This is a genomic window from Virgibacillus alimentarius (genome assembly GCF_017874635.1).
Taxonomy (GTDB): Bacteria; Bacillota; Bacilli; order Bacillales; family Amphibacillaceae; genus Virgibacillus_B; species Virgibacillus_B alimentarius.
Genome location: NZ_JAGIKX010000015.1, coordinates 39,041 through 59,831, shown reverse-complemented (window position 1 = coordinate 59,831; position 20,791 = coordinate 39,041). Strand labels below are relative to the sequence as shown.

At 36.6% G+C, this 20,791-nt stretch carries 20 protein-coding genes, 15 tRNA genes, 1 rRNA gene and 3 pseudogenes; 26 read left to right on the top strand and 13 right to left on the bottom strand.

The window, feature by feature from the left end; all coding sequences use genetic code 11:
* The 16 genes from rrf to J2Z81_RS09150 form a co-directional block, all read left to right on the top strand.
* A 5S ribosomal RNA gene (gene rrf, locus J2Z81_RS09225) occupies positions 1–95 on the top strand; the annotation flags it as partial.
* A 14-nt stretch (positions 96–109) separates the two neighbouring features.
* Positions 110–184: transfer RNA gene (locus J2Z81_RS09220), tRNA-Asn, on the top strand.
* A gap of 1 nt (position 185) precedes the next feature.
* Positions 186–277: transfer RNA gene (locus tag J2Z81_RS09215), tRNA-Ser, on the top strand.
* A 13-nt stretch (positions 278–290) separates the two neighbouring features.
* Positions 291–362 (top strand) — tRNA-Glu (locus tag J2Z81_RS09210).
* 15 nt (positions 363–377) lie between these two features.
* Positions 378–453 (top strand) — tRNA-Val (locus tag J2Z81_RS09205).
* A gap of 24 nt (positions 454–477) precedes the next feature.
* Positions 478–554 (top strand) — tRNA-Met (locus J2Z81_RS09200).
* Positions 555–558: 4 nt separating this feature from the next.
* Positions 559–635, top strand: a tRNA-Asp gene (locus J2Z81_RS09195).
* 57 nt (positions 636–692) lie between these two features.
* Positions 693–768: transfer RNA gene (locus J2Z81_RS09190), tRNA-Phe, on the top strand.
* Between the two features lie 28 nt (positions 769–796).
* Positions 797–881 (top strand) — tRNA-Tyr (locus J2Z81_RS09185).
* Between the two features lie 11 nt (positions 882–892).
* Positions 893–963: transfer RNA gene (locus J2Z81_RS09180), tRNA-Trp, on the top strand.
* A 16-nt stretch (positions 964–979) separates the two neighbouring features.
* A tRNA-His gene (locus J2Z81_RS09175) sits at positions 980–1,055 on the top strand.
* A gap of 7 nt (positions 1,056–1,062) precedes the next feature.
* Positions 1,063–1,137: transfer RNA gene (locus J2Z81_RS09170), tRNA-Gln, on the top strand.
* Between the two features lie 5 nt (positions 1,138–1,142).
* Positions 1,143–1,217, top strand: a tRNA-Gly gene (locus tag J2Z81_RS09165).
* 15 nt (positions 1,218–1,232) lie between these two features.
* Positions 1,233–1,306, top strand: a tRNA-Cys gene (locus tag J2Z81_RS09160).
* 18 nt (positions 1,307–1,324) lie between these two features.
* Positions 1,325–1,406: transfer RNA gene (locus J2Z81_RS09155), tRNA-Leu, on the top strand.
* 192 nt (positions 1,407–1,598) lie between these two features.
* Entirely contained in the window at positions 1,599–2,237 is a 639-nt protein-coding gene (locus J2Z81_RS09150) for a YczE/YyaS/YitT family protein (RefSeq protein ID WP_038221041.1), read from the top strand.
* An 86-nt stretch (positions 2,238–2,323) separates the two neighbouring features.
* Here the strand turns inward: J2Z81_RS09150 and J2Z81_RS09145 are convergent, their stop codons facing one another.
* Entirely contained in the window at positions 2,324–2,515 is a 192-nt protein-coding gene (locus J2Z81_RS09145; RefSeq protein WP_029268242.1) for a hypothetical protein, read from the bottom strand.
* Between the two features lie 142 nt (positions 2,516–2,657).
* Positions 2,658–3,770, bottom strand: a complete 1,113-nt coding sequence (locus tag J2Z81_RS09140) for an NAD(P)/FAD-dependent oxidoreductase (protein ID WP_029268244.1) — start codon at positions 3,768–3,770, stop codon at positions 2,658–2,660.
* A gap of 603 nt (positions 3,771–4,373) precedes the next feature.
* On the opposite strand from J2Z81_RS09140, the gene J2Z81_RS09135 reads away from it, so the two are divergent.
* Positions 4,374–5,303, top strand: coding sequence for a manganese-dependent inorganic pyrophosphatase (locus tag J2Z81_RS09135; RefSeq protein ID WP_029268246.1), 930 nt, complete (start codon positions 4,374–4,376; stop codon positions 5,301–5,303).
* A gap of 106 nt (positions 5,304–5,409) precedes the next feature.
* On the opposite strand, the gene J2Z81_RS09130 is transcribed toward J2Z81_RS09135, so the two are convergent.
* Entirely contained in the window at positions 5,410–5,610 is a 201-nt protein-coding gene (locus tag J2Z81_RS09130; protein ID WP_029268248.1) for a cold-shock protein, read from the bottom strand.
* A 250-nt stretch (positions 5,611–5,860) separates the two neighbouring features.
* Here J2Z81_RS09130 and J2Z81_RS09125 point away from each other — a divergent pair, with 250 nt between their 5' ends.
* From J2Z81_RS09125 to J2Z81_RS09115, 3 genes and pseudogenes are all read left to right on the top strand, one after another.
* Positions 5,861–6,013 carry a small acid-soluble spore protein P gene (locus J2Z81_RS09125; RefSeq protein WP_029268249.1) on the top strand — a complete coding sequence of 51 codons (153 nt, stop codon included), beginning with the start codon at positions 5,861–5,863 and terminating at the stop codon, positions 6,011–6,013.
* Between the two features lie 138 nt (positions 6,014–6,151).
* Positions 6,152–6,224, top strand: a tRNA-Ala gene (locus J2Z81_RS09120).
* A 651-nt stretch (positions 6,225–6,875) separates the two neighbouring features.
* Positions 6,876–8,112 (top strand): annotated as a pseudogene (locus J2Z81_RS09115) (IS110 family transposase).
* A gap of 325 nt (positions 8,113–8,437) precedes the next feature.
* On the opposite strand, the gene J2Z81_RS16220 reads toward J2Z81_RS09115, so the two are convergent.
* From J2Z81_RS16220 to J2Z81_RS09090, 6 genes and pseudogenes are all read right to left on the bottom strand, one after another.
* Positions 8,438–8,560 carry a lipoprotein gene (locus tag J2Z81_RS16220; RefSeq protein ID WP_226371207.1) on the bottom strand — a complete coding sequence of 41 codons (123 nt, stop codon included), beginning with the start codon at positions 8,558–8,560 and terminating at the stop codon, positions 8,438–8,440.
* A gap of 87 nt (positions 8,561–8,647) precedes the next feature.
* Entirely contained in the window at positions 8,648–8,815 is a 168-nt protein-coding gene (locus J2Z81_RS09105) for a hypothetical protein (RefSeq protein ID WP_226371206.1), read from the bottom strand.
* Positions 8,805–9,098: a hypothetical protein gene (locus tag J2Z81_RS16215; protein ID WP_390337289.1), complete on the bottom strand. Its 294-nt coding sequence runs from the start codon at positions 9,096–9,098 to the stop codon at positions 8,805–8,807. The genes J2Z81_RS09105 and J2Z81_RS16215 overlap by 11 nt, the downstream gene beginning before the upstream one ends.
* Positions 9,064–9,315, bottom strand: a pseudogene (locus J2Z81_RS16210) (Rep family protein); the annotation flags it as partial. The pseudogene J2Z81_RS16210 and the gene J2Z81_RS16215, both read right to left, overlap by 35 nt.
* A gap of 351 nt (positions 9,316–9,666) precedes the next feature.
* On the bottom strand, positions 9,667–10,686 hold the full coding sequence (locus tag J2Z81_RS09095; protein WP_029268253.1) for a hypothetical protein: 1,020 nt from the start codon (positions 10,684–10,686) through the stop codon (positions 9,667–9,669).
* Between the two features lie 112 nt (positions 10,687–10,798).
* Entirely contained in the window at positions 10,799–11,692 is an 894-nt protein-coding gene (locus J2Z81_RS09090) for a cation diffusion facilitator family transporter (RefSeq protein ID WP_226981305.1), read from the bottom strand.
* Between the two features lie 258 nt (positions 11,693–11,950).
* Between J2Z81_RS09090 and arcC the strand changes: the two genes are divergently transcribed.
* A complete protein-coding gene (arcC, locus tag J2Z81_RS09085) occupies positions 11,951–12,889 on the top strand; it encodes a carbamate kinase (protein WP_029268256.1) in 939 nt (312 codons plus the stop codon).
* A gap of 37 nt (positions 12,890–12,926) precedes the next feature.
* Here the strand turns inward: arcC and J2Z81_RS09080 are convergent, their stop codons facing one another.
* Both J2Z81_RS09080 and J2Z81_RS09075 read right to left on the bottom strand, forming a co-directional pair.
* Complete coding sequence (locus tag J2Z81_RS09080) at positions 12,927–13,715, bottom strand: HAD family hydrolase (RefSeq protein ID WP_029268258.1); 789 nt, start codon at positions 13,713–13,715, stop codon at positions 12,927–12,929.
* A gap of 86 nt (positions 13,716–13,801) precedes the next feature.
* Positions 13,802–15,013 carry a dicarboxylate/amino acid:cation symporter gene (locus J2Z81_RS09075; protein WP_226371204.1) on the bottom strand — a complete coding sequence of 404 codons (1,212 nt, stop codon included), beginning with the start codon at positions 15,011–15,013 and terminating at the stop codon, positions 13,802–13,804.
* A 251-nt stretch (positions 15,014–15,264) separates the two neighbouring features.
* On the opposite strand from J2Z81_RS09075, the gene J2Z81_RS09070 reads away from it, so the two are divergent.
* The 3 genes and pseudogenes from J2Z81_RS09070 to J2Z81_RS15825 all read left to right on the top strand — a co-directional run.
* The gene (locus J2Z81_RS09070) at positions 15,265–15,546 is read left to right on the top strand and encodes a hypothetical protein (protein WP_029268260.1); all 282 of its coding nucleotides are present in this window, start codon (positions 15,265–15,267) and stop codon (positions 15,544–15,546) included.
* 69 nt (positions 15,547–15,615) lie between these two features.
* Positions 15,616–16,197 carry a transposase gene (locus J2Z81_RS09065; protein ID WP_226371203.1) on the top strand — a complete coding sequence of 194 codons (582 nt, stop codon included), beginning with the start codon at positions 15,616–15,618 and terminating at the stop codon, positions 16,195–16,197.
* An 89-nt stretch (positions 16,198–16,286) separates the two neighbouring features.
* A pseudogene (locus J2Z81_RS15825) lies at positions 16,287–16,400 on the top strand (IS3 family transposase); the annotation flags it as partial.
* Between the two features lie 42 nt (positions 16,401–16,442).
* Here J2Z81_RS15825 and J2Z81_RS09055 read toward each other — a convergent pair.
* Complete coding sequence (locus tag J2Z81_RS09055) at positions 16,443–17,309, bottom strand: CvfB family protein (protein ID WP_029268265.1); 867 nt, start codon at positions 17,307–17,309, stop codon at positions 16,443–16,445.
* A 472-nt stretch (positions 17,310–17,781) separates the two neighbouring features.
* Here J2Z81_RS09055 and J2Z81_RS09050 point away from each other — a divergent pair, with 472 nt between their 5' ends.
* Positions 17,782–19,125: a uracil/xanthine transporter gene (locus J2Z81_RS09050; RefSeq protein WP_038221045.1), complete on the top strand. Its 1,344-nt coding sequence runs from the start codon at positions 17,782–17,784 to the stop codon at positions 19,123–19,125.
* A gap of 37 nt (positions 19,126–19,162) precedes the next feature.
* Entirely contained in the window at positions 19,163–19,954 is a 792-nt protein-coding gene (locus J2Z81_RS09045; protein ID WP_029268267.1) for an SDR family oxidoreductase, read from the top strand.
* A gap of 76 nt (positions 19,955–20,030) precedes the next feature.
* On the opposite strand, the gene ytaF is transcribed toward J2Z81_RS09045, so the two are convergent.
* The gene (gene ytaF / locus J2Z81_RS09040; RefSeq protein WP_226371202.1) at positions 20,031–20,657 is read right to left on the bottom strand and encodes a sporulation membrane protein YtaF; all 627 of its coding nucleotides are present in this window, start codon (positions 20,655–20,657) and stop codon (positions 20,031–20,033) included.
* Positions 20,658–20,791 lie beyond the last annotated feature (134 nt).

The following is a 20,791-nucleotide window of genomic DNA, read 5'->3' as shown; positions in this document are numbered from 1 at the left end:
GTCACACCTGTTCCCATACCGAACACAGTAGTTAAGCTCTCCAGCGCCGATGGTAGTTGAGGCTTTGCCTCCGTGAGAGTAGGACGCCGCCAGGCGATTTTAAACCCATTCCACAGTAGCTCAGCGGTAGAGCTATCGGCTGTTAACCGATCGGTCGTAGGTTCGAATCCTACCTGTGGAGCCATGGAGAGCTGTCCGAGTGGCCGAAGGAGCACGATTGGAAATCGTGTAGGCCGTTCACGCGGCCTCGAGGGTTCAAATCCCTCGCTCTCCGCCACATTACATAGATTGGCCCGTTGGTCAAGCGGTTAAGACACCGCCCTTTCACGGCGGTAACACGGGTTCGAATCCCGTACGGGTCATCAAACTACTTTATTGGAGGATTAGCTCAGCTGGGAGAGCACTTGCCTTACAAGCAAGGGGTCGCAGGTTCGAACCCTGCATCCTCCACCATGAAACTGTAATTTAATATTATATCGCGGGATGGAGCAGTCTGGTAGCTCGTTGGGCTCATAACCCAAAGGTCGCAAGTTCAAATCTTGCTCCCGCAACCAAATTGGTCCGGTAGTTCAGTTGGTTAGAATGCCTGCCTGTCACGCAGGAGGTCGCGGGTTCGAGTCCCGTCCGGACCGCCACTTTATAAGACTTATACATATATTTTCATTAGAAATACTTAACCAAAATATAAAAAAGGCTCGGTAGCTCAGTCGGTAGAGCAAAGGACTGAAAATCCTTGTGTCGGCGGTTCGATTCCGTCCCGAGCCACCATTTTAGCATTTTCTTATCTTTTAATTATGGAGGGGTAGCGAAGTGGCTAAACGCGGCGGACTGTAAATCCGCTCCCTCTGGGTTCGGCAGTTCGAATCTGCCCCCCTCCACCATTCTATTATATAGGGGTATAGTTTAAGGGCAAAACTACGGTCTCCAAAACCGTCGCTGTGGGTTCGAATCCTACTACCCCTGTCATTTATTTTATATGGCGGTCGTGGCGAAGTGGTTAACGCACCGGATTGTGGCTCCGGCATTCGTGGGTTCGATCCCCACCGGTCGCCCCATAATCATTGGGCTATAGCCAAGCGGTAAGGCATCGGGTTTTGATCCCGTGTAGCCTAGGTTCGAATCCTAGTAGCCCAGCCATTACCGCGGAAGTAGTTCAGTGGTAGAACACCACCTTGCCAAGGTGGGGGTCGCGGGTTCGAATCCCGTCTTCCGCTCCAAGACTTTATTAAAATGGCGGCATAGCCAAGTGGTAAGGCAGAGGTCTGCAAAACCTTTATCACCGGTTCAAATCCGGTTGCCGCCTCCAAATTATCGTATTTTATATGCCAGTGTGGCGGAATTGGCAGACGCGCGTGACTCAAAATCACGTTCCTTACGGAGTGCCGGTTCGATCCCGGCCACTGGTATCGGAAATAGATTATAAATTAATTTCGAACGTTTCTAGTAATCTAACTAGAGCGTTTTTTTTGTACATTCAGTAACTAGCTTCTCTTTCTTGGCTCTAAAATATATACATTTTTTATAATAAAGATAAAGGAATATTCTTGCATTTCATATTTATATCCCACAGAATGAATTTACAGAGAGAAGGGATTTATTTGATTGTCTTTCGTTGGGCTATATTTTTGATTGGAATGATCATTTTTTCTTTAGGAATCACGATGACTATTAAGGTGCAGTATTTAGGCATTCATCCATGGGATGTTTTAAATGTGGTACTTTATGAAAAAATTGGTTTATCAATTGGTTCGTGGGCAATAATTATAGGTGCACTATTGATTGTGATTACTTGGATAATGGATAAAAATCACATTAAAATTGGAACTTTTTTAAATGCATTTATGGTTGGTTTATTTGTCGACTTCTTTTTATGGCTGGATTTTCTTCCTAGTGCGATACATTCTTGGATAGATATTTTATTTATAATTACAGGCATTGTCGTAATGGGAATTGGGGGAGGAATATATAATGCAGCAGGTGTGGGTTCAGGGCCGAGGGATGGCTTCATGTTATCCATATCTGAAAGATTAAATATATCTATTAGAAAAATACGAATTATAACGGAGAGTCTTATTTTATTAATCGGTCTTCTTTTAGGCGGCCCTGTTTTTATTTTTACTGTTATTTTCACATTCATTCAGAGCCCCATTTTCCAGTACACTTTTTTAAAATCTAGTGCTTATATTCAAAAAGTGGGAGAGAAAAAGAACGTTTCTCAGGCATCCGCTGTTAAATAAACAACTTCCCTATTATTATTCTAAACATAGCAAACAAAAATCCCTATTTCACTAATAAAGTAGTGAAATAGGGATTTTTGATGTATTTACATCGTATGTAGTGGAAACGAAGTATCAATATCCACAGAATTAGTAGAGGTACTCCATTCATTAGATTCAGAGGGTTGAGATGTATCTAAATCGTATTCTGTTATAACATCTTGTAACCAGAACCATGTTATGATTAAAGCTATAATGGTAAAAGCGATTATGATAAAAATAGCGACTTTTCCTTTCAACTGCAACCCTCCTTTAGCATCTAAATTAAGATTATCAAATCTAACGACAACTGTAAATATCAACCTTCCAATTTAAAAGTCATGATCCCTTAAAACTAACGAAGGCATATCCCTCATTGGTTCACATTTTCTTAATGTTATTTTACTGGATTGCCTCAGTTATATTGTAGTCAGCAATATCGATGTCTAGTTCTTTCCCAAGCGCTAATTTAGCAAGTTCGTTTCCTATATATGGACCCATTGTAAGTCCAGTGGCCCCTAGTCCATTGGCAAGCAGAAGCCCAGTATAGCCTGGGAGGGATCCTATAACTGGTAAAGAACCGGGGGTAAATGGTCTGAAACCAACCCTTGTTTCCAGTACGGTTCCTGTTGCTAAATTTGGTGCAACTTGTAATGCTTTTGTCAAAACTTCCTCTAAACCGCCAGCAGTAATGCGATAATCAAAGCCGACATCATTTTCATGTGTGGCACCAACAACGATCCGGTCGTCAAAGGATAATAAATATTGATTATTCGGAGGCATTACTACAGGCCAGTTTCTTGTGTTTACGTTGGGCATTTGAATATGCATGATTTGTGCTCTTTGGGCTGTAACAATAAAATTTATGCCTAAAGGTTTAATCAAATCGCTCATCCATGCTCCTGAAGCTGCTATGACGGTATCTGCAAATATTTTATGATTATTTACGATAACACCAGTAATGTTAGTTTTCTCAAATAAAAGACTAGCATCGCCTTGGATTATTTTTGCTCCATGCTTTTTAGAAGCATTTAATAGAGCGTTTCGAAGTGCACGTCCATCAACCCGTGCAGCACCGCTTATATGTACCGAACGATATTCATCTGATAAAAGAGGAAATAATTCTTTGGTTTCCTCTTGATTTAACAATGTAACATCGCCTATTTCACTAGCTTCTTCACGTCGTTTTAATGCTCGTTCCTTCATTGCTACGAGTTTCTTTTCATCCGTATGAATACTAATTGCACCTACACGATGGTATCCAACATCTGTTTCTCCATCCTGAACAAGAGATTCGATCAGTTTCGGATAGATGCGTGCACCATTTTTCGCGAGATGGTACCATGCTTTGTTCCGTCGTTGAGATAGCCAAGGACAAATAATGCCAGCTGCAGCGTCTGTTGCCTGTCCTTTGTCCTTACGGTCGATCACTATAACATCTGCTCCGGTCTTAGCGAGCTGATATGCTGTTGTTGCACCAAGTATACCGGCTCCAATTACAACATATTTATTCATATATACATCTGCCTCATACCATTTAATTGATTGATCATCTCTCATTTCCCCCTATTATTATGTTTACTTTGAGTCACCCACCACTTATTCCACCTCACGGTCTAATTGAAGTGGGGGTTCGGTTACTGTAGTTAATCGATTCGCTTCATTACGAAGGTTTATACTTGTGTTAATATCTCAATCATGTATTGCATTTTGGACCATTCCTGTCACGTAATGCAAGTTTCTCAACATCTTTGTTTTTTTGATTTAGGCGGATAAGAAATTTATATGTTTTATTGACCAACATGTCTTCACCCTCGTTAACAGGAATGTTTGTTCTCATTATACCACAATAGTGTTTGTTTAGAGGAAATATTATAATTGTATGGAGTCTTCTACGCCTAAAATGATAAAAGCGATTATCCTAAATGTAAAATAAATCGTTTAGTATTGCTTTAATTTACGGTCATCGTTATGATAAAATTTGAAATGTATAAGCTTATGAAAATCATCAGAGAAGGAATACCATGTAAATTGCTATCCAATACGTAATTATTTATGGTAACCTTGTATGTAGAGTATTATCAATAAATAAAGTGGGGTATATGAAGGAGAATAGCTATGGAAAAGACATTAATTATCGGTCATAAAAATCCAGATACGGATTCGATTTGTTCAGCTTTATCCTATGCTGACTTAAAAAACAAATTAGGAGTTAATGCTGAGCCGGCAAGGCTTGGGGAAGTTAATAAAGAAACACAATTTGTTTTGGATTATTTTAAAAAAGAGGCACCAAAATATATCGAATCGGTAGATAATGATATAAAGGATATTATTTTGGTCGATCATAATGAATTTCAGCAAAGTGTTGACAATATACAAGACTTACGTATTTCTGAGGTGATTGATCATCACCGTATTTCAAATTTCGAAACAAAAGAACCGTTATATTTTCGTGCAGAGCCAGTTGGCTGTACAGCTACTATTTTAAATAAAATGTATAAAGAAAATAATATTGAAGTTTCAAAAGACATAGCTGGTCTATTATTGTCGGCTATTATTTCCGATTCTTTATTACTAAAATCACCAACCTGTACAAAAGAGGATGTAGATGCAGCCTACGAATTAGCAGAAATCGCAGGGGTAAATCTAGAAACGTATGGACTTGAAATGCTGAAAGCCGGAGCAGATTTAAGTGATAAATCAATTAGAGAATTACTTACCATGGATGCCAAAAATTTCTCTCTTGATGGTGCAAACGTAGAGATTGCTCAAATAAACACGGTTGATGCCAGCGAGATCTATGAAATGCAAACAGATATAGAAGCTGAAATTGAAAATATTGTGAAGGAAAAAGATCTGGCGTTATTTTTGTTTGTTGTAACAGATATTTTAAACAATGATTCAGAAGTACTTGCGATGGGGAATGCAAAGAATAATGTTGAAAAAGCGTTTGGTGAAACACTAGTTAATAACCGTGCATTTTTAAAAGGGGTCGTTTCACGCAAAAAGCAAATTGTTACAAAATTAACGGATGCATTTACAAACTAAGCTACATCAAAAGACTATATCATAAGGGAATGATCTGTTCCCTGTGATATAGCCTTTCTTCGTTTAAAACTAAAAAGTTTCTCCTAAATCAGGAGAAACTTTTTTGCTATTGTTTTATAACATTTACTGCTTGTGGCCCACGAGCACCTTCTTCAATTTCAAAGGTAACTGTTTGACCGTCGTCTAAAGTTTTAAAGCCTTCTCCTTGAATTGCGGAGAAATGTACAAATACGTCATCTCCGTCTTCAACTTCTATAAAACCGAAGCCTTTTTCTGCATTAAACCATTTTACTTTACCTGTGTTCATCTTTCATTCCTCCAAGTGTAATTATCACATTTATTGTTATTTTGTTCTGCTGAATAGTTCAAGACGATAACCTTTAAAAGTTATTTATAGCGCAATCGAACAATATTTATTGTTAGTATAGCCCACTAAATAAGCAATTATACATTTAAAAAATCAATGCCCCATAAAGTTTAGTGTTTGTGTAAAACATGAATAAATGCACCTCATGGGTTTAAAGCTATCTATATAATGGAGAAAAGGAGGAATAAGCATGGGTGGAAAACCAAAAGGTCCGAAACAGCAGGAACATCCTAATCTACCACGAAGCCCGCAGCAACCATATGGAGAGCCACTTGATGGTTCAAAAAAAGTCAAAAATAGAAATCATTCGCGTCAAAACAAAGGTGCATCGCATGATATGTAATGAATACAATGAATTATATTTTGAAGGCAGTTTTAAACTGTCTTCAAAATGCATTAGATCAATATTTTTTCGCTTACACCTTGACTATTTTTAATAAAACATTATATAATATAATTTGGATCGAAAAAATAATAATATGGGGCATTAGCTCAGTTGGGAGAGTGCTTGCGTGGCACGCAAGAGGTCATCGGTTCAAGCCCGATATGCTCCATCCCTCTTAAACGCTTATACATCTAGGTGTGTAGGCGTTTTCTTATTGAATCAAATTACTAAAAATATTCTTTGTTATCTGGATGTTTGGCATCCATCATGAGCACATCGTGGAATAAATATTGTATCCGGTAGCAGCAAAAGGGGGGTTTTGCTCTCGTGCCCGTTTAAAAATTAGCAAAGGACAGGTAGTATTTTTTGAGAAGTTCGCTCAAAAAATCTCCACCTTAAACCCTTGCTAATTTCCATTTTGTCCGCTGCAATTTTCGTACCGAAAGCCGTACTCAGCAAAACTAAAAATAGCACGCTTTCGGTATTTTAGTTTAGCGGACAAAACCACTCAAAATAAAAAAGATACAAGAAAAATCTCTCGTATCTTTTCTTCAACAAACGCGCCCGTTCGTAATATAAGGTTAACCAGATATTTCTGGTTGACCTTTTCTTATAGGGTCGTATTATAACGGTAGTCGGGGTAGAACGTAGCGCCCGTGGGACTTGATCCCGTCCGCAAAACTGTTCACCCCCTACTTGTATAAACATGTTTTGGGCTGGTTGGGACAATGATCCCGTTTAACAAGAGAACCTATGACATTACAAGCAGCTTTAGGGGTTACCGACTAATTTATTACTTTTTTGAGGAGGAGATTTAAATATGAATCCAGTTGTAGGTTTGGATGTTTCCAAAGGAGAAAGCCAGGTTCAAGCCTTTTTAGATAAGAATCAGCCATATCGTAAGAGCTTTAGTGTTAAACATACTCTAGATGGTTTAGGAAGTTTATTAGAATTTCTAAAAGATATTGAGAAATTGGCTGACGGAAAGCAACCTTCGGTTATTTTAGAATCAACGGGACATTATCATACTCCTGTTATTGAATTTTTAGAGGAACAGCAATATGTCTATATTATTGTTAACCCCCTCATTTCTCATCGATCTAAAAGTACAAATTTACGGAAGGTAAAGACTGACGCAATCGATGCCTATCATCTATGTCAATTATATTATAAAGAGGAGTTAGAGCCGCATAAAAAGAGAGGGATTCAACTCCTAAACCTTCGTATCTTACAAGGCAGCAAGAAAATATTTCAAGCACCGCCGCACAAACAAAGTTGCAGTTACAGTCAATTTTAGATCAGGTATTTCCTGAATACAGAGGTGTCTTTAACAATCTCTATTCAAAAGTATCTTTACAGACTCTATTACATTTCCCAACTTCAGAAGACGTTTTATGTGTGAGTGAGTCTGCGCTAACAGATAAAATCTCAGAATTATGTACAAGGCGCTCAGAGAAATGGGCCGCAGAAAAAGCACTAAAACTGAGAGAAGCTGCATTGCGGAATCCGTTTCAAAACAATTTGTACCAAAGTCATATCTTTAACCTAAAAATGTTTATCAACATTGTTCTTCAATATAAGAGCATCTATCAAAATTAGCAGTAGAAATAGAAGCCCTCGCAAAAGAAATTGAAGAATATCAGATTATCCAGTCTATCCCTGGTATTGGAGAAAAGATTGCGGCAACAATCATTTCCGAAATCGGAGAAATAGAACGGTTTAATCACCCTAAAAAGCTAGTTGCCTTCGCTGGAATAGATCCTAGTGTATACTCTTCTGGCAGGTTTACTGCTTCTATAAACCGTATCACCAAAAGAGGATCCAGCAGATTGAGACAAGCACTATTTATGGCTGTACAATGCGGTATAAGGGATTCCCGTAAACAAAAATCAGGTGATGAAATTATCCCTAGAAATAAAAGACTAAGAGATTTTTACGACAAGAAACGTGAAGAAGGAAAACCCTTTAGAGTAGCTGTTATTGCTTGTGCGAATAAGCTTTTACATTGGATTTATGCATTATTAAAAAATAAAACACCTTTTGAAGATGTAGCTTAAATAGCAATCTTAGGTAAATAGTGCAAATTCTTCCAGTTAAGTAAAGGAAGGTTATTTGGCATACCCAATTTTAGTATATCATGTAAGTTCTATATTTTTCACAGAAAAATATTGACAACTATTAGCTGGTTTAGCTGAATAAGCCACACTATTTAATCTTGCAGGTACCGCGAGTCGATTCAATCGCTTTTATTTTACTAGTTTTCTTATGAATGCTATCTGTTCCCTCCTCTTTAAGGGAGTCAATTTCCCATTGGATTATATATTTATTGGTTTTAGAAATTATTGTTATAATTTCCGCGTCACCACAACACTCTCTTGAGCGTTAATCTATAACTATTTGCTTTGCCTTTTCCTCCGTAATATTTTGATCATTCGATTTTATGCTATTACACCCAGTTAAAATAATAAGAAACAACAAGAAATATATAACAGTTATTTTTTTCATCTTTTAGTTCCTCCTTACTTTAACTCTATAAGCTGAATTGCATCTGATAAAATTTGTATAACAATCTGGGTCGTTTGCGGAAGAACATTATTGATTTTTCAACCGCTTCAGGATTTCATGTTTTATAATCTTTGTGGCTTCGTAGTAATCAATGTTTTCATCTGCTTTTTTCGCATGGTCTATAAGCGAATCAATCAATGGGGCATTGTCTGCATTTTGCACTTTTTTCTCAAATTCCTTTAATTTATCGGTCATTTCTTTCATTCCCCTCGGTTCTATACCTATTCGATTTTATGTATGAATCCATGATGTAGGCAGAGTTATCACAAAGCAACGGAAACCAGTCCGTAAACCTTTCTTCCATTGCATAATCTAATAAATCCATCATCTCTATAATATTATTATCTCGAACAAACTTCATCATTTCACGTATCAATGTATATCTTTCAATCTTTGTAACTTCTAACAACTGACTTAGATCAGCACCACAATGAGCAACAATATCATTTTTGTTGTATTGATATTTCCATATGTGCAAAATACCGAATCATACCTTTTGTATTTGCAACTTTTTGCGGAACAGGAGCATTCAATTTCTTTGTTAAAGATTCAATTTGTTTAAAGCTCTTATTCCCTGGAAACATCATCATTACATGCCAATGGACTTTTTTAAGTTCTCCATCTGGGTTAACATCTTTATCATGTAACGGACTTTCAATCCAAGGTGTACGCAGTTCACTAACTATTTCACGCCAATTTTCAGGCGCACTTTCGGGATAAACAACAAAAGTCCAATTCCTTACACGTTCATCTTTTTATTTTTGTTATTAGACATATTATTTTGGTGTATAATAACTGTACAACAAATTATTGGTAGCTTTTTAATAGGGAAATGGAAATAAACTTTCATAAGATTTAATTACTTTAACAAGATAATGGTTGATGTGATGCAAACAATATTACCGAAATACCAATTTAACATATTCCAGCACCTACTAATCATGTAAGTCAGTTACTGTTTATCAATGCCCCATCCCCATAGAACAGACAAAATAACATAAGTACTGAAAATTTAGTAGGGGAAGGCAAGCCCCTACTAGGAAACTTTAATTTATGTTTGAAAAATGTATGCGAGCCTTTTCTGCGATATCTTCTGGTATCTTATATGTTAATGGTTCTTCTTGAAGCATTTGGAAAAAATTTATGTCACTGGTATGAAGGTCACCAAGCGTAAGACGTGGTGTAAGACGTGCATGAATAGGAGTTGCTTCTTTTGAGAAATTCAGCATCATATTAAAGCTTGCAAGTCCTTGCTCGTCTAATGTTGCAAGTATAGCTTGCAGACCTTGAGCAAAGTCATCCCAGTCTTTTTCTTTTATATCTTGAAATGAGATTTTGTTAGGAAAAACAGCTATAAAATCGTTGTGTGCTTTTGGAGCGTAGGCGTGCATCCAAGCTATATTTCCTTTTTCCCCAATCCAGCGTGTTCCTTCCTTTTTTTCTGTTTCATAGAGATAGGTAAAATATTCTTTATTATGTGTTTTTGTAAATTCTCTTGCTTTTGTTTCCATAAGTCTTTGATAATTTGTTGCAGATTCTGAAACGATGACGTGTAAATGCGGATGAAGAATGCTTCCTCCTGAATACGGCAAGTAATTCCAGTTGATTGAAGCGAATAATGGTTTTTTTTCAACTGTCATTACTTGTTTAATATAAGTTTGTGCGGCTGTAAATGCATCCTTTATCATAGAGTTTGTAAAATCAGAAAGAGGAACATAATGATCTTCGGAAAAAATAACGACTCCATTATGCTTGCTATAAGGAAATAAGTTAGGACAGACGATTGATTGCCCATGAGAAATTCTTCCGTTCTCTGCAATTTCTTTAGGAAAAGTGGGTGTAAGTTTATGTACGTTTTCAGGGCAAAATGGGCAGTTTTTTCCTGATGTTTGTTTTGCAGCTTCTGTATAGTCCGGGGGTGTTAGAGACATACCAGGATCAAAAACAATACGAGATGATTCTTCTGTAAGCGGATCATAACGTATTTCTGTCTTTCGTTCTATTGGGTTTCCTTTTCCATCATAAAATGTAAACCATTCTTCTTTTTTTCGGAATAAGCTATTCATTGGCTACACTCCCTTTTTATTTTTCTATTATATATTATGGAATACCATTAAGAATATATCAATATTTCAGTATTTTAAATAAAATGGCCCTTTCTTAGGAAAGAACCATTGATTACTCTTTATTATATGGATTTATATGAACAAGGACATCTTCAATATCGTTATACTTTGTCAGAAGTGTTTGTTTAATTTCTTTCGCAATATCATGTCCTGCTTTAACTGTAAGTTCAGAATCAACGCTGACTTTAATATCAATCACAACATAACTCCCATGCGTACGTGCGTACATTTGATCGATATGAAGGACACCATTAATTTCTTTAACCGTTTGTCTGTAGTTCATTGCATCTTTCTTATCAAGTACTTTTTCCATCATAATGTTAGAAGATTCTTTGGCAAGATCGTATCCCACTTTGATTACAATAAGAGATACTATAATTCCAGCGATTGCGTCTCCGTAGATAAGAAAGGGGAGGTGATAGTACTCACCCAACATTGCACTCCCAATCCCAAGTAAAGCAGCAAACGATGACAGGGAGTCTGAACGATGGTGCCAAGCTTCACTAATTAGAGCAGAGCTGGTGTATTTTTTACCTAAATAATGCTTGTAATGAAAGAGGGCTTCTTTTACTAGGATAGAAATTATAATGATAATAAGTGCTAATTTCCTAGGGGCGGATGGTGTCTCTCCAAAAAACGTTTTTATAGAGGAAATACTAATTTCGATCCCAACGACAAGTAGTAATAGCGCTACAATAATCGAAGCGATATTCTCCGCTTTCCCATGTCCATAAGGGTGTTCCTCATCCGGTGGCTTAATTGCAATTTTTACACCAAATAGAACAACAATTGATCCAGCGATGTCTGAAGCAGAATGGACGGCATCCGCCAAAAGCGCACGACTTCCCGCAATTACTCCACCAATTCCCTTCATCACTGTAAGTAATGCATTAGCAATAATTCCAACCCAAGTAGCTATAATAATTGGACGAGAATTTTTTCTCAATTGACCACCGCCTTTCATCTTCTATAGCTTATCAAATGAAGTATGAATGGGTCTATAGCAACGTTATTCACTGTACATAACATAGTAATAGATATGCTATAATGTTGGATAAGACTAAAATAAAAGGCTCTTCACAAAGTAGGAGTATTAAATTTTTTGAAAAAATATTTCGATATCATTTTCTCTTTCCTAAATACGTTTTAAAAGAGAAAAATTATTTGTCATATCTTGCAGAAATACAATGGAAGGGGAAAAGACATGTCTGAAAAGATACTTATAGCATTAGGTGGAAACGCAATACTGCAGCCAAAGCAGGAAGCAAATTATGAAAATCAATTAAATAATGTGCACCATAGCACAGAAATGATTGCTCAAATCGTAAAGAAAGGGCATCGTGTGATTATTACGCATGGTAATGGTCCTCAAGTGGGTAATATCTTACTTCAACATGAAGAAGCTAAAGATGTTATACCACCTTTTCCTTTAGATGTATGTAGTGCAGAATCGCAAGGGTTTATCGGTTATATGATTGACCAAGCACTTAAGAATACGTTGCAAAGAATGGGATTGAAAAATCAAGTTGTGAGTATGTTGACACAAACGCAAGTTTCAAAAGACGATGTAGCATTTCAGAACCCGACGAAACCAATTGGGGTCTTTTATTCAGAGGACGAAGCAAAGCAGTTAGCTGATAAGAAGAATTGGGTTGTAAAAGAAGATGCAGGACGTGGATGGAGAAGGGTTGTTGCTTCACCAAAACCGGAGTCCATTTTAGGTTCGGAGGTCATCAAAACATTAACAGATGCTAATGCCATAGTTATTGCTTCTGGAGGAGGAGGTATTCCAGTAGTTAAAAATGAGGATGGTACATTCCAAGGAATAGAGGCTGTTATCGATAAGGATCGAAGTGGTTTTAAATTAGCTGCAGAAGTGAAGGCAGATAAATTTATGATTTTAACGGATGTACCAAACGCCTATATTAATTATGGAAAACCAAATGAAAAGGCGTTGGGAGCAATTACTTTGGAAGAGGCAAAACAATATATAAAGGAAGGCCATTTTTCAGCCGGTAGCATGGCACCGAAAATGGAGTCTGCAATTAAGTTTGCAGAGCAAGGTGGGAAATCTATCATTTGTTCATTAGACCAAGCTGGACTTGCAATAGAAGAAAAAGCAGGAACAATTATATCAAAATAATGAATGGAAAAAGTCAGGTGTTCTTACCTGACTTTTATCAGTTTACGATCCCAAGCTTTTTGAGGCCATTAAATATTCCCGAGTCTAAGACGGACGTCGTTGTATAGGTTGCATAAGGAATAAGCTCTGGAGGGGCATTTTCCATGGCAAAGCCATTTCCGACCGCATTTAACATTTCTTTATCATTCATACCATCCCCAAAGGCAATTGCTTGTTCTTTCGAAATCTCTAAATGAGTAAGTACCTTTTCGGTAGCAGTGCCTTTATTAACATTGTTTCGGATTACATCGTAACTTCCTTCAACCCCTTTTAGATTCACTCGTGAAAGATGCAAGTTTGTATCTAATTCATAAAGTGAGGCTTGGCCCTTAGGTACATTCATAACTGTGATACCTAAGATATTATTCATAACATTTTCTGTGAAAAGTTCATTATACCTAAGTTGAAACGTTTCAATAAATTTTTGAACAACCGGTTTGTCTAATGAAGTAAAATAATTTTTCTCATTTGTATATAAAACCATTTCATGGCCATTCCTTTTGGCAATATCAAGGTATTTTTTAACTAGGTTCCCAGCCATTGGTTCGTTAATAATAATATTGTCTTTATAAATAGCAAAAGCACCGTTGTATCCGATCATGGAGGTAATATTTAATTCTTTAGCAAGGTCTTTTATTTCATGGAGCGGGCGTCCAGTAGCCAAAGAAACTTCCATATTTTGATGCTGTAATTGAGAAATTGCTTCTTTTGTTGATTCAGAGTAAGAGTGGTCAGGTTTTAAAATAGTTCCATCAATATCCAGTAAAAGTAGTTTATATGCTGTCATCATGATCCCCTTTTGTGCATCGTTTTAATTTTATGAACGATTTTACCACAAAATAAGGATATTTGTTAGTTGGTTTTTTTAATTTTTCATTTAAGATATGATGCTGGCTTTTGTCTTTTATTTTCGGATGCTTCTACTATAAGACTTGCAGATGCATCACCAGTAATATTTATAGATGTACGCATCATATCCAATATCCGATCAATCCCGGCAATTAATGCAATCCCCTCTAATGGCAAATTCACTGCTGCTAGGACCATCGTCAGCATAATTAATCCTGCTCCAGGCACCCCTGCTGTACCAATGGATGCAAGTGTTCCAATCAATGCTACCATCAATAGCTGAGAGAACGTTAACGTAGTTCCGAAATATTGAGCAATAAAAACAACGGTAATCCCTTGATAGATCGCAGTACCATCCATGTTTATCGTAGCACCTAATGGCAGTATGAAACTGCTTGTTTCTTTAGATACACCTAAATTTTCCTGTGTATTCTTCATCGTTACAGGTAAAGTGCCCGCACTACTACTTGTGCTAAAGGCGACTGCTGCAGCAGGAAAGATGCCTTTGAAAAATTGAAGCGGATTCATCATCCCAAATGTTTTAACAGCGAAGGAATAGAAAAGCCCTGCATGAATTAAACATGCAACAAGCATTGCAAGAATTAGCTTAATAAGTGGCATTAAAACAGCAAGACCATATTCACCGACTATCGGGGCAAGCAGGCCAAATATACCAATCGGAACAAGTGACATAATAATACCAGTTATCTTATACATGATCTCGGCAAATCCATCAAAAAATTGCTGAACTCCTTTTGCTTTTTCACCAACGATTGTTATGCCTATCCCTATAAATATTGCGAAGAAGATAATTTGCAACACATCACCACTTGCTAAGGATTCAATTGGGTTTGTAGGTATAATATTGAGTAAGGTCTGCACAACCCCCTCTGTTTCAGCGGGTGTTTCAACTGCTTTGGAAAGCTTAAGGTCTGTTCCTGTCCCCGGAGAAAAAATATAGCCTGCCAATAAACCAATAGAAATAGCGATTAAACTAGATAATAAATAGAAGATAATTGTTTTTCCGCCTAAGCGCCCTAATCTTTTAATATCACCTGAACTGGTTACGCCAACGATAATGGTCGAAAGAATTAATGGAATGATAATAAACTTAATCAAACGTAAGAATAAGTCTCCTAGTGGTTGTATGTAATATGTTTTTTCGCCAAAAATCAAACCTGTGATAATTGCAAGAATAAATGCTATTACAATTTGCCAAATTAGACTTTTTTTCATAAAAATAGCCTCCTTTGGTTAAAATAGAGTATGCGTAAACAATACATTTACATCGCCCTCATTTCGAGTTACTATAGTGTATTCACACATCTAGTTGAAAATTCTAAAAAATTAATAATTATAGTTATGCGAATGTGCGTCACTGGACAATATCTCCTGTAAAAGAAGATAAGTTTCATTGACTTTGTATTAAGTCAATTGTAAACTAGATAAAGGAATGTAATTATATATAAGACATATGAGGTGATACCATGATTCAATCTGTGTTAACAATAGGAGCCATTTTAACCGTAGCATCCCTTGTTCTTAGCTTTATTCTTCTTAAAGCGACACCGAAAGAGAAATTTATGAGCTATATCCCAGGTGCGGTATTTTTTGCAGCTGGTTTAATACTACTCTTGTTTGCAACTTTTGGTAAAGTAGAAATTATGGGGGCAGGTTTAGGTGGATGGGGAATCGCTTCTCTATTCGCAGCTGCAATTGGTCTAATCATTACAGCTATTTTGGATTCATTTCAAAATGCAAAGGCATAAAAAAGAGCGATGATCGGGTACCGACCCCCAAAAGTTAGAGTAGAAAACTAACTTTTGGGGGTGTTTTTTATGGCCAAGTATAGTGGGGAATTTAAAATAAAGTTTGTTACCGAGTATTTGTATGGAAATCTTGGATATAAATTATTAGCGAAGAAATACAATATGCCCTCTCAAACACCATTACAAGATTGGGTAAGAGTCTATAAAACACAAGGGATGAAGGGGTTAGAACGAAGAAAAGTGAAGGAAGTGTACTCTGTTCAATTTAAATTAGATGCGATACAATTTAAATTAGATGCGATACAATTTATGTTAGAGACGGGTGCTTCTTATCAGGAAACTGCTGAACAATTTCGATTAAATAATCCTTCATTAATTCACCGTTGGATGAAAACATTTAATGAACAAGGGATAGAAGGCCTGAATCCAAAGTCAAAGGGGCGACCCTCTATGTCTAAAAAACCAAACAAAAAGAAAAACGAAGAGAAAAAACTTACGCGTGAAGAAGAATTAGAACGAGAGAATGAATTACTAAGACTAGAAAATGCATACTTAAAAAAGTTGAGAGCTTTTCGGGAAAATCAGAGTGCCTTCCACGAAAAGCACAAGCAAAAGTGGCATTCGAACTCAAAGAAGAAGGGTTCCGATTAAAAGATGTTCTCCTTGTCGTGGGCACCCCAGAAGCAACATACCATTACCATGTGAAAAATTTTGACCGAGAAAATCCAGATGCAGAATTAAAAAGACGGGTTGAAGAATACATTTACTGGTACAACCATGAACGATCAAAAGAGAAATTGGCTGGATTAAGTCCAGTCGAATACCGAACTCAATCCAGCCAATCAGCTGCATAATCAAAACTCTAAGTAACCACCATCTCGCTCTTTTTTTATAGGTTATTCTTTTGTTTTTTTGATGGAATATGTATACCCACCACGCTGCTCTATTTTACCCTCTTTCATTAATTTGCCCAGTGCTCGCTTCAAGGCTGCTTTACTAATATTAAATGTTTCGCGAATGTCTTCTGGATCACTTTTATCACTAAACGGGATCACACCATTATTTTCTTCCAGCTTTATTAAAATCATATCAGCATCTTCATACATGCTATGCTGTTTTAATGGGCGTAAAGAGACATTTATTGTACAATCATCCTTTACGTCAATAACCCGCCCTTCAACTAATTGACCGAGTCTTGGTTCGATTTTTCTTTCTGTATAATGAATAAATCCACGGTAGCCATCCTCTGTAATTATCGCTGATCCTTCTCTGCTTGTATGATAGACACGCCCCTTAACTGATTTATTTAAAAGTTCATGTGAAGCAAAATTCCATTCGCTTGCAAAAATTTTCTCTGTAGCTGGAATAGCGAGTAAACGACCTTTTCGATCATTACCTAAAGTAACGTAGAGCTTATCACCGGGCTTAGGCCATACATCTTCAATCAATGGAAGATCATCAATTGACACGAGCATTTCTTTTGTTGTTCCTATATTAACGAATACACCAAGCCCATCAATGACTTCAATTACTTTTGCCCAACCATAGATATCAATTTGAATAGCAGGCAAATAGGTTGTTGCAATCAGTTGTTTCTTTTTGTTCTGATACAAGAAGACATCAATTTTTTGGTCAATTGCCAGTTCGCTTTTAGCTTCATTATGATGTAAAAGTGCCTCCATTGTTTTCCTTTTTAAAACATATCCTGTTTCAATTTTTCGATTAACAGTCATTGTTTGAATTGTACCTAGTAAATTACTCATGCCCGATCCTTCTTTCTATATATATTGGAAAAGGGGTACCCATTATAAGGATACCCCTTTGATTTATAAAGTAACACATAAGAATCATTTTATTATTTAACCCAATTTGGGTTGGAAATTTTTGTACTTCATTAAAATTTCACTTTACCGCGGTCTATGTTCCACTGGATGTTCTCTAACTTAAGCAACGTAAGCCCTTCCTGCTCATACGTCCTTGCGACCCCTCAGTCGCGCCAGTGTGAATAAGTATCTTTAAAAACATTACGTAGAATGCCAAAATAACTTATTAGTTACTCAATTATTTTAATATACCATAATAAACTCCCTTTTGTCAATATGGTACGTCAAATATTGGATTTTATTGACACTCTAAAGGATTTTTTATACTATTATTGAATAGCTAAACATTCTTTGAAAACTAAAATGTTTGAAAATAGGCTTTTTTCTAATAAAGGGCAGGAGTTCGGTATGAATGAAGGAGCTTTTAAAATCAAGTAACTGGATTGCGGGATTACAGTGGCTTTTTTTTATTTTCACTAATATTGTAGTTATTCCAATAACTGTAGGCGCAGCTTTTGATTTAGAACAAAACACGATTGTTTCCTTATTACAATTATCGTTTATTGTTACTGGAGTTGCTTGTATTGCTCAAGCTGTATTAGGACATAAACGTGCAATTATGGAAGGACAATCCGGTTTATGGTGGGGCGTATTTTTAACACTTGTTGTAGCTGCTGCTGCGCAAGAGATGCCTCTCTCCGTTTTAGGCGGAAGCTTGGCAGTAGGAGTTATTATATCAGGAATAATCACGATTGTCATTGGATTGACCGGATTAGGGTCCAATTTATCTGGGCTTTTCAACTCATCAGTGATGGGTGTGTTTATGTTTTTGTTTGGCTGCCAATTAATTTCTATTTTTATGAAAGGAATGCTTGGTATCCCTTTTGGTAATCCAGCAGAATCTGGCCATATTCACGTGTCTATTTCATTATTGTCTATTATAGTAGCGGCTTTTGTCATCATTATTAGTGTTAAAGCATCAGCAAATATTCGAAAATATGGATTGCTGATTGGCATTATTATTGGATGGATTGCTTATGTGTTTATTTTCGGATCAGATGCATCAATTAATCCGGAAACATCGTTAGATTTTAAGTTATTTCCACTAGGAAAGCCCACGTGGGATATGGGAATTATTTTAACTGCTGTATTAACAGGTCTGTTAAATACGGCAAATACATTTGGAGCATTAAAAGGTACAGATGCTATGTATAAAACAGATACAGATGATAAACAGTACCGTAACTCTTTTACAATAACCGGAATTTTTACTTGTCTTGCTGGTTTGCTGGGGCTAGTTCCTTATGCTCCATATGTCTCTTCTATTGGTTTTCTTCGTCAGACTGGAATAATTGAAAGAATACCGTTTATCATCGGTGGATTTATGTTTTTTATCATGGGGATTATCCCTCAGATCGGTGCTTTCTTTTCTTTATTACCGCTGAGTATCGGAAGTGCGGTATTATTTGTAGCTTATTTGCAATTATTTAACTCATCATGGGACTTTTTTAAACATGTCCATTTCAATACAATCAATGTATATCGGACAGCTATTCCGCTTTTTGTAGGTATTATTATTATGACGATGCCTGCGAGTTATTTTGAAACACTGCCGAATACGATAAGACCTCTAATAAGCAATGGTTTACTTGTAGGAATAACACTTTCATTAATTCTGGAGAATGTGATTCCATGGGATAAACTAGGAAAGCAACATGAATCAAATCATGAATCTCAGAGAAATATTGTACAGTAGAGTATAGATGAAATGTAAAGAGAGAGGATGCCTTAAAATGGATTTACATTTAAATGGAAAATCAGTTATTGTTACAGCTGCGAGCAAGGGAATTGGTCGAGCAATTGCAACTGAATTCGCACGTGAAGGGGCTAGCGTTCTATTGGCTAGCCGTCAACAAGAAACACTGCAGCATACCGTTACTGCAATAAAACAAGAAACTAACAATGAGCATGTAGATTATGTTGTTTGCGATATGAAAGATGCCCATGCCATAAAGGCGATGGTAGATAAAGCATCTAAATGGAACGGAACTGTTGACGTTTTAATAAATAATGCGGGTGGACCTCCTGCTGGGAAATTTTTAGATATGAAGGATGACGATTGGTACCATGCATTTGAATTAAACTTACTTAGCTTTGTAAGAACTATAAGGGCAGCACATCCTCATATGCAAAAGCAACAATGCGGACATATCGTTAATATTGCCTCATCATCCATCAAACAGAGACTGGATAATTTGGTTTTATCGAATACAATGCGCCCTGGAATTGTTGGCCTAGCAAAAACGTTGGCTCAAGAATTAAGTCAGGATAATATTTTAATTAACACTGTAGGACCAGGCGTTATTGAAACAGACAGAATCTTAGATTTGAATAAGATTAAAGCAAAGCAGCAAGGGGTATCTGAAGAAAGCATTAAGAACGATGCGGAACAGAATATTCCAATCGGAAGATATGGTCAACCAGAGGAATTTGCAAAAGTAGTTGTGTTTTTGGCTTCTGGAGCAAACACATATATAACTGGTCAATCATTAATTGTCGATGGTGGATCTGTTAAAGCGTTATAAGGAAAAATATTATTTATTCATAGCATTTGTTGATACCAAAATAAGACTGATTTGTTAAACACAATCAGTCTTATTTTTAATAAATATTCATGGTACCGATTAAAATGAGAAGAAGCGGCGGTATAAAGGTCATCTTTTGCATTGCTTTATTCTTTGAAAGAATCATACCTATTTTTAAGCCACAAAAAAGGAATGCGCCACTCATTAATGCGATAAAGATTGAAGTTAAAAAAGGTGAATAACCTATAATTGCTGCTGCTATCCCAGCTCCGAAAGCATCTAAAGCGAGTGCTGCGCCAAGTATTAGTGCTTCACCGGCAGAGATTGTTCCTGATTTATCTATATCTGCTTTGTCTGGAGTCTTTAAAACTGTTTTAAAATGATGGAGTTTTTTAGTAGCTTCAGGAATGCTTTCTGTTGGGTTACTTTCTTTTTTCGACCGAATGATATTAAAAAATGAAAAACATCCAAGTAAAATTAAAATAATCCCGCCGATATTGTCAGCTAGGTGCGGAGAAATGACTGATCCTAGAATACTCCCTACTGTCATTGAGAGAGAAACAACAATACCTGAACAGATCATAATGATGCTTAGAGCAAAGAAAGGCACACGAATATTGCGCATTCCATACGTAACTCCAACACTGAATCCATCTACACTAACAGCAATGACTAAAAAAAGTAAACCTGTATAAAAAAGCATTCATGACCATATCCTTTATACATTTTTAAGTTAGTGTATGGTAATATGGGGCAATATGGGTGGGCTATCACCTAATAAAACATAAGGAAAGACTTTAAACTAGCAGATGACGTATAATAAGGTAAAGAATAAAT

Coding starts and splice junctions, on each gene's coding strand:
- J2Z81_RS09140 (WP_029268244.1), bottom strand. CDS start 3,770: ATGAATAAATATGTTGTAATTGGAGCCGGTATACTTGGTGCAACAACA.
- J2Z81_RS09135 (WP_029268246.1), top strand. CDS start 4,374: ATGGAAAAGACATTAATTATCGGTCATAAAAATCCAGATACGGATTCG.
- J2Z81_RS09130 (WP_029268248.1), bottom strand. CDS start 5,610: ATGAACACAGGTAAAGTAAAATGGTTTAATGCAGAAAAAGGCTTCGGT.
- J2Z81_RS09125 (WP_029268249.1), top strand. CDS start 5,861: ATGGGTGGAAAACCAAAAGGTCCGAAACAGCAGGAACATCCTAATCTA.
- J2Z81_RS16220 (WP_226371207.1), bottom strand. CDS start 8,560: ATGAAAAAAATAACTGTTATATATTTCTTGTTGTTTCTTATTATTTTA.
- J2Z81_RS09105 (WP_226371206.1), bottom strand. CDS start 8,815: ATGACCGATAAATTAAAGGAATTTGAGAAAAAAGTGCAAAATGCAGAC.
- J2Z81_RS09095 (WP_029268253.1), bottom strand. CDS start 10,686: ATGAATAGCTTATTCCGAAAAAAAGAAGAATGGTTTACATTTTATGAT.
- arcC (WP_029268256.1), top strand. CDS start 11,951: ATGTCTGAAAAGATACTTATAGCATTAGGTGGAAACGCAATACTGCAG.
- J2Z81_RS09080 (WP_029268258.1), bottom strand. CDS start 13,715: ATGACAGCATATAAACTACTTTTACTGGATATTGATGGAACTATTTTA.
- J2Z81_RS09075 (WP_226371204.1), bottom strand. CDS start 15,013: ATGAAAAAAAGTCTAATTTGGCAAATTGTAATAGCATTTATTCTTGCA.
- J2Z81_RS09070 (WP_029268260.1), top strand. CDS start 15,265: ATGATTCAATCTGTGTTAACAATAGGAGCCATTTTAACCGTAGCATCC.
- J2Z81_RS09065 (WP_226371203.1), top strand. CDS start 15,616: ATGGCCAAGTATAGTGGGGAATTTAAAATAAAGTTTGTTACCGAGTAT.
- J2Z81_RS09055 (WP_029268265.1), bottom strand. CDS start 17,309: ATGAGTAATTTACTAGGTACAATTCAAACAATGACTGTTAATCGAAAA.
- J2Z81_RS09050 (WP_038221045.1), top strand. CDS start 17,782: ATGAAGGAGCTTTTAAAATCAAGTAACTGGATTGCGGGATTACAGTGG.
- J2Z81_RS09045 (WP_029268267.1), top strand. CDS start 19,163: ATGGATTTACATTTAAATGGAAAATCAGTTATTGTTACAGCTGCGAGC.
- ytaF (WP_226371202.1), bottom strand. CDS start 20,657: ATGCTTTTTTATACAGGTTTACTTTTTTTAGTCATTGCTGTTAGTGTA.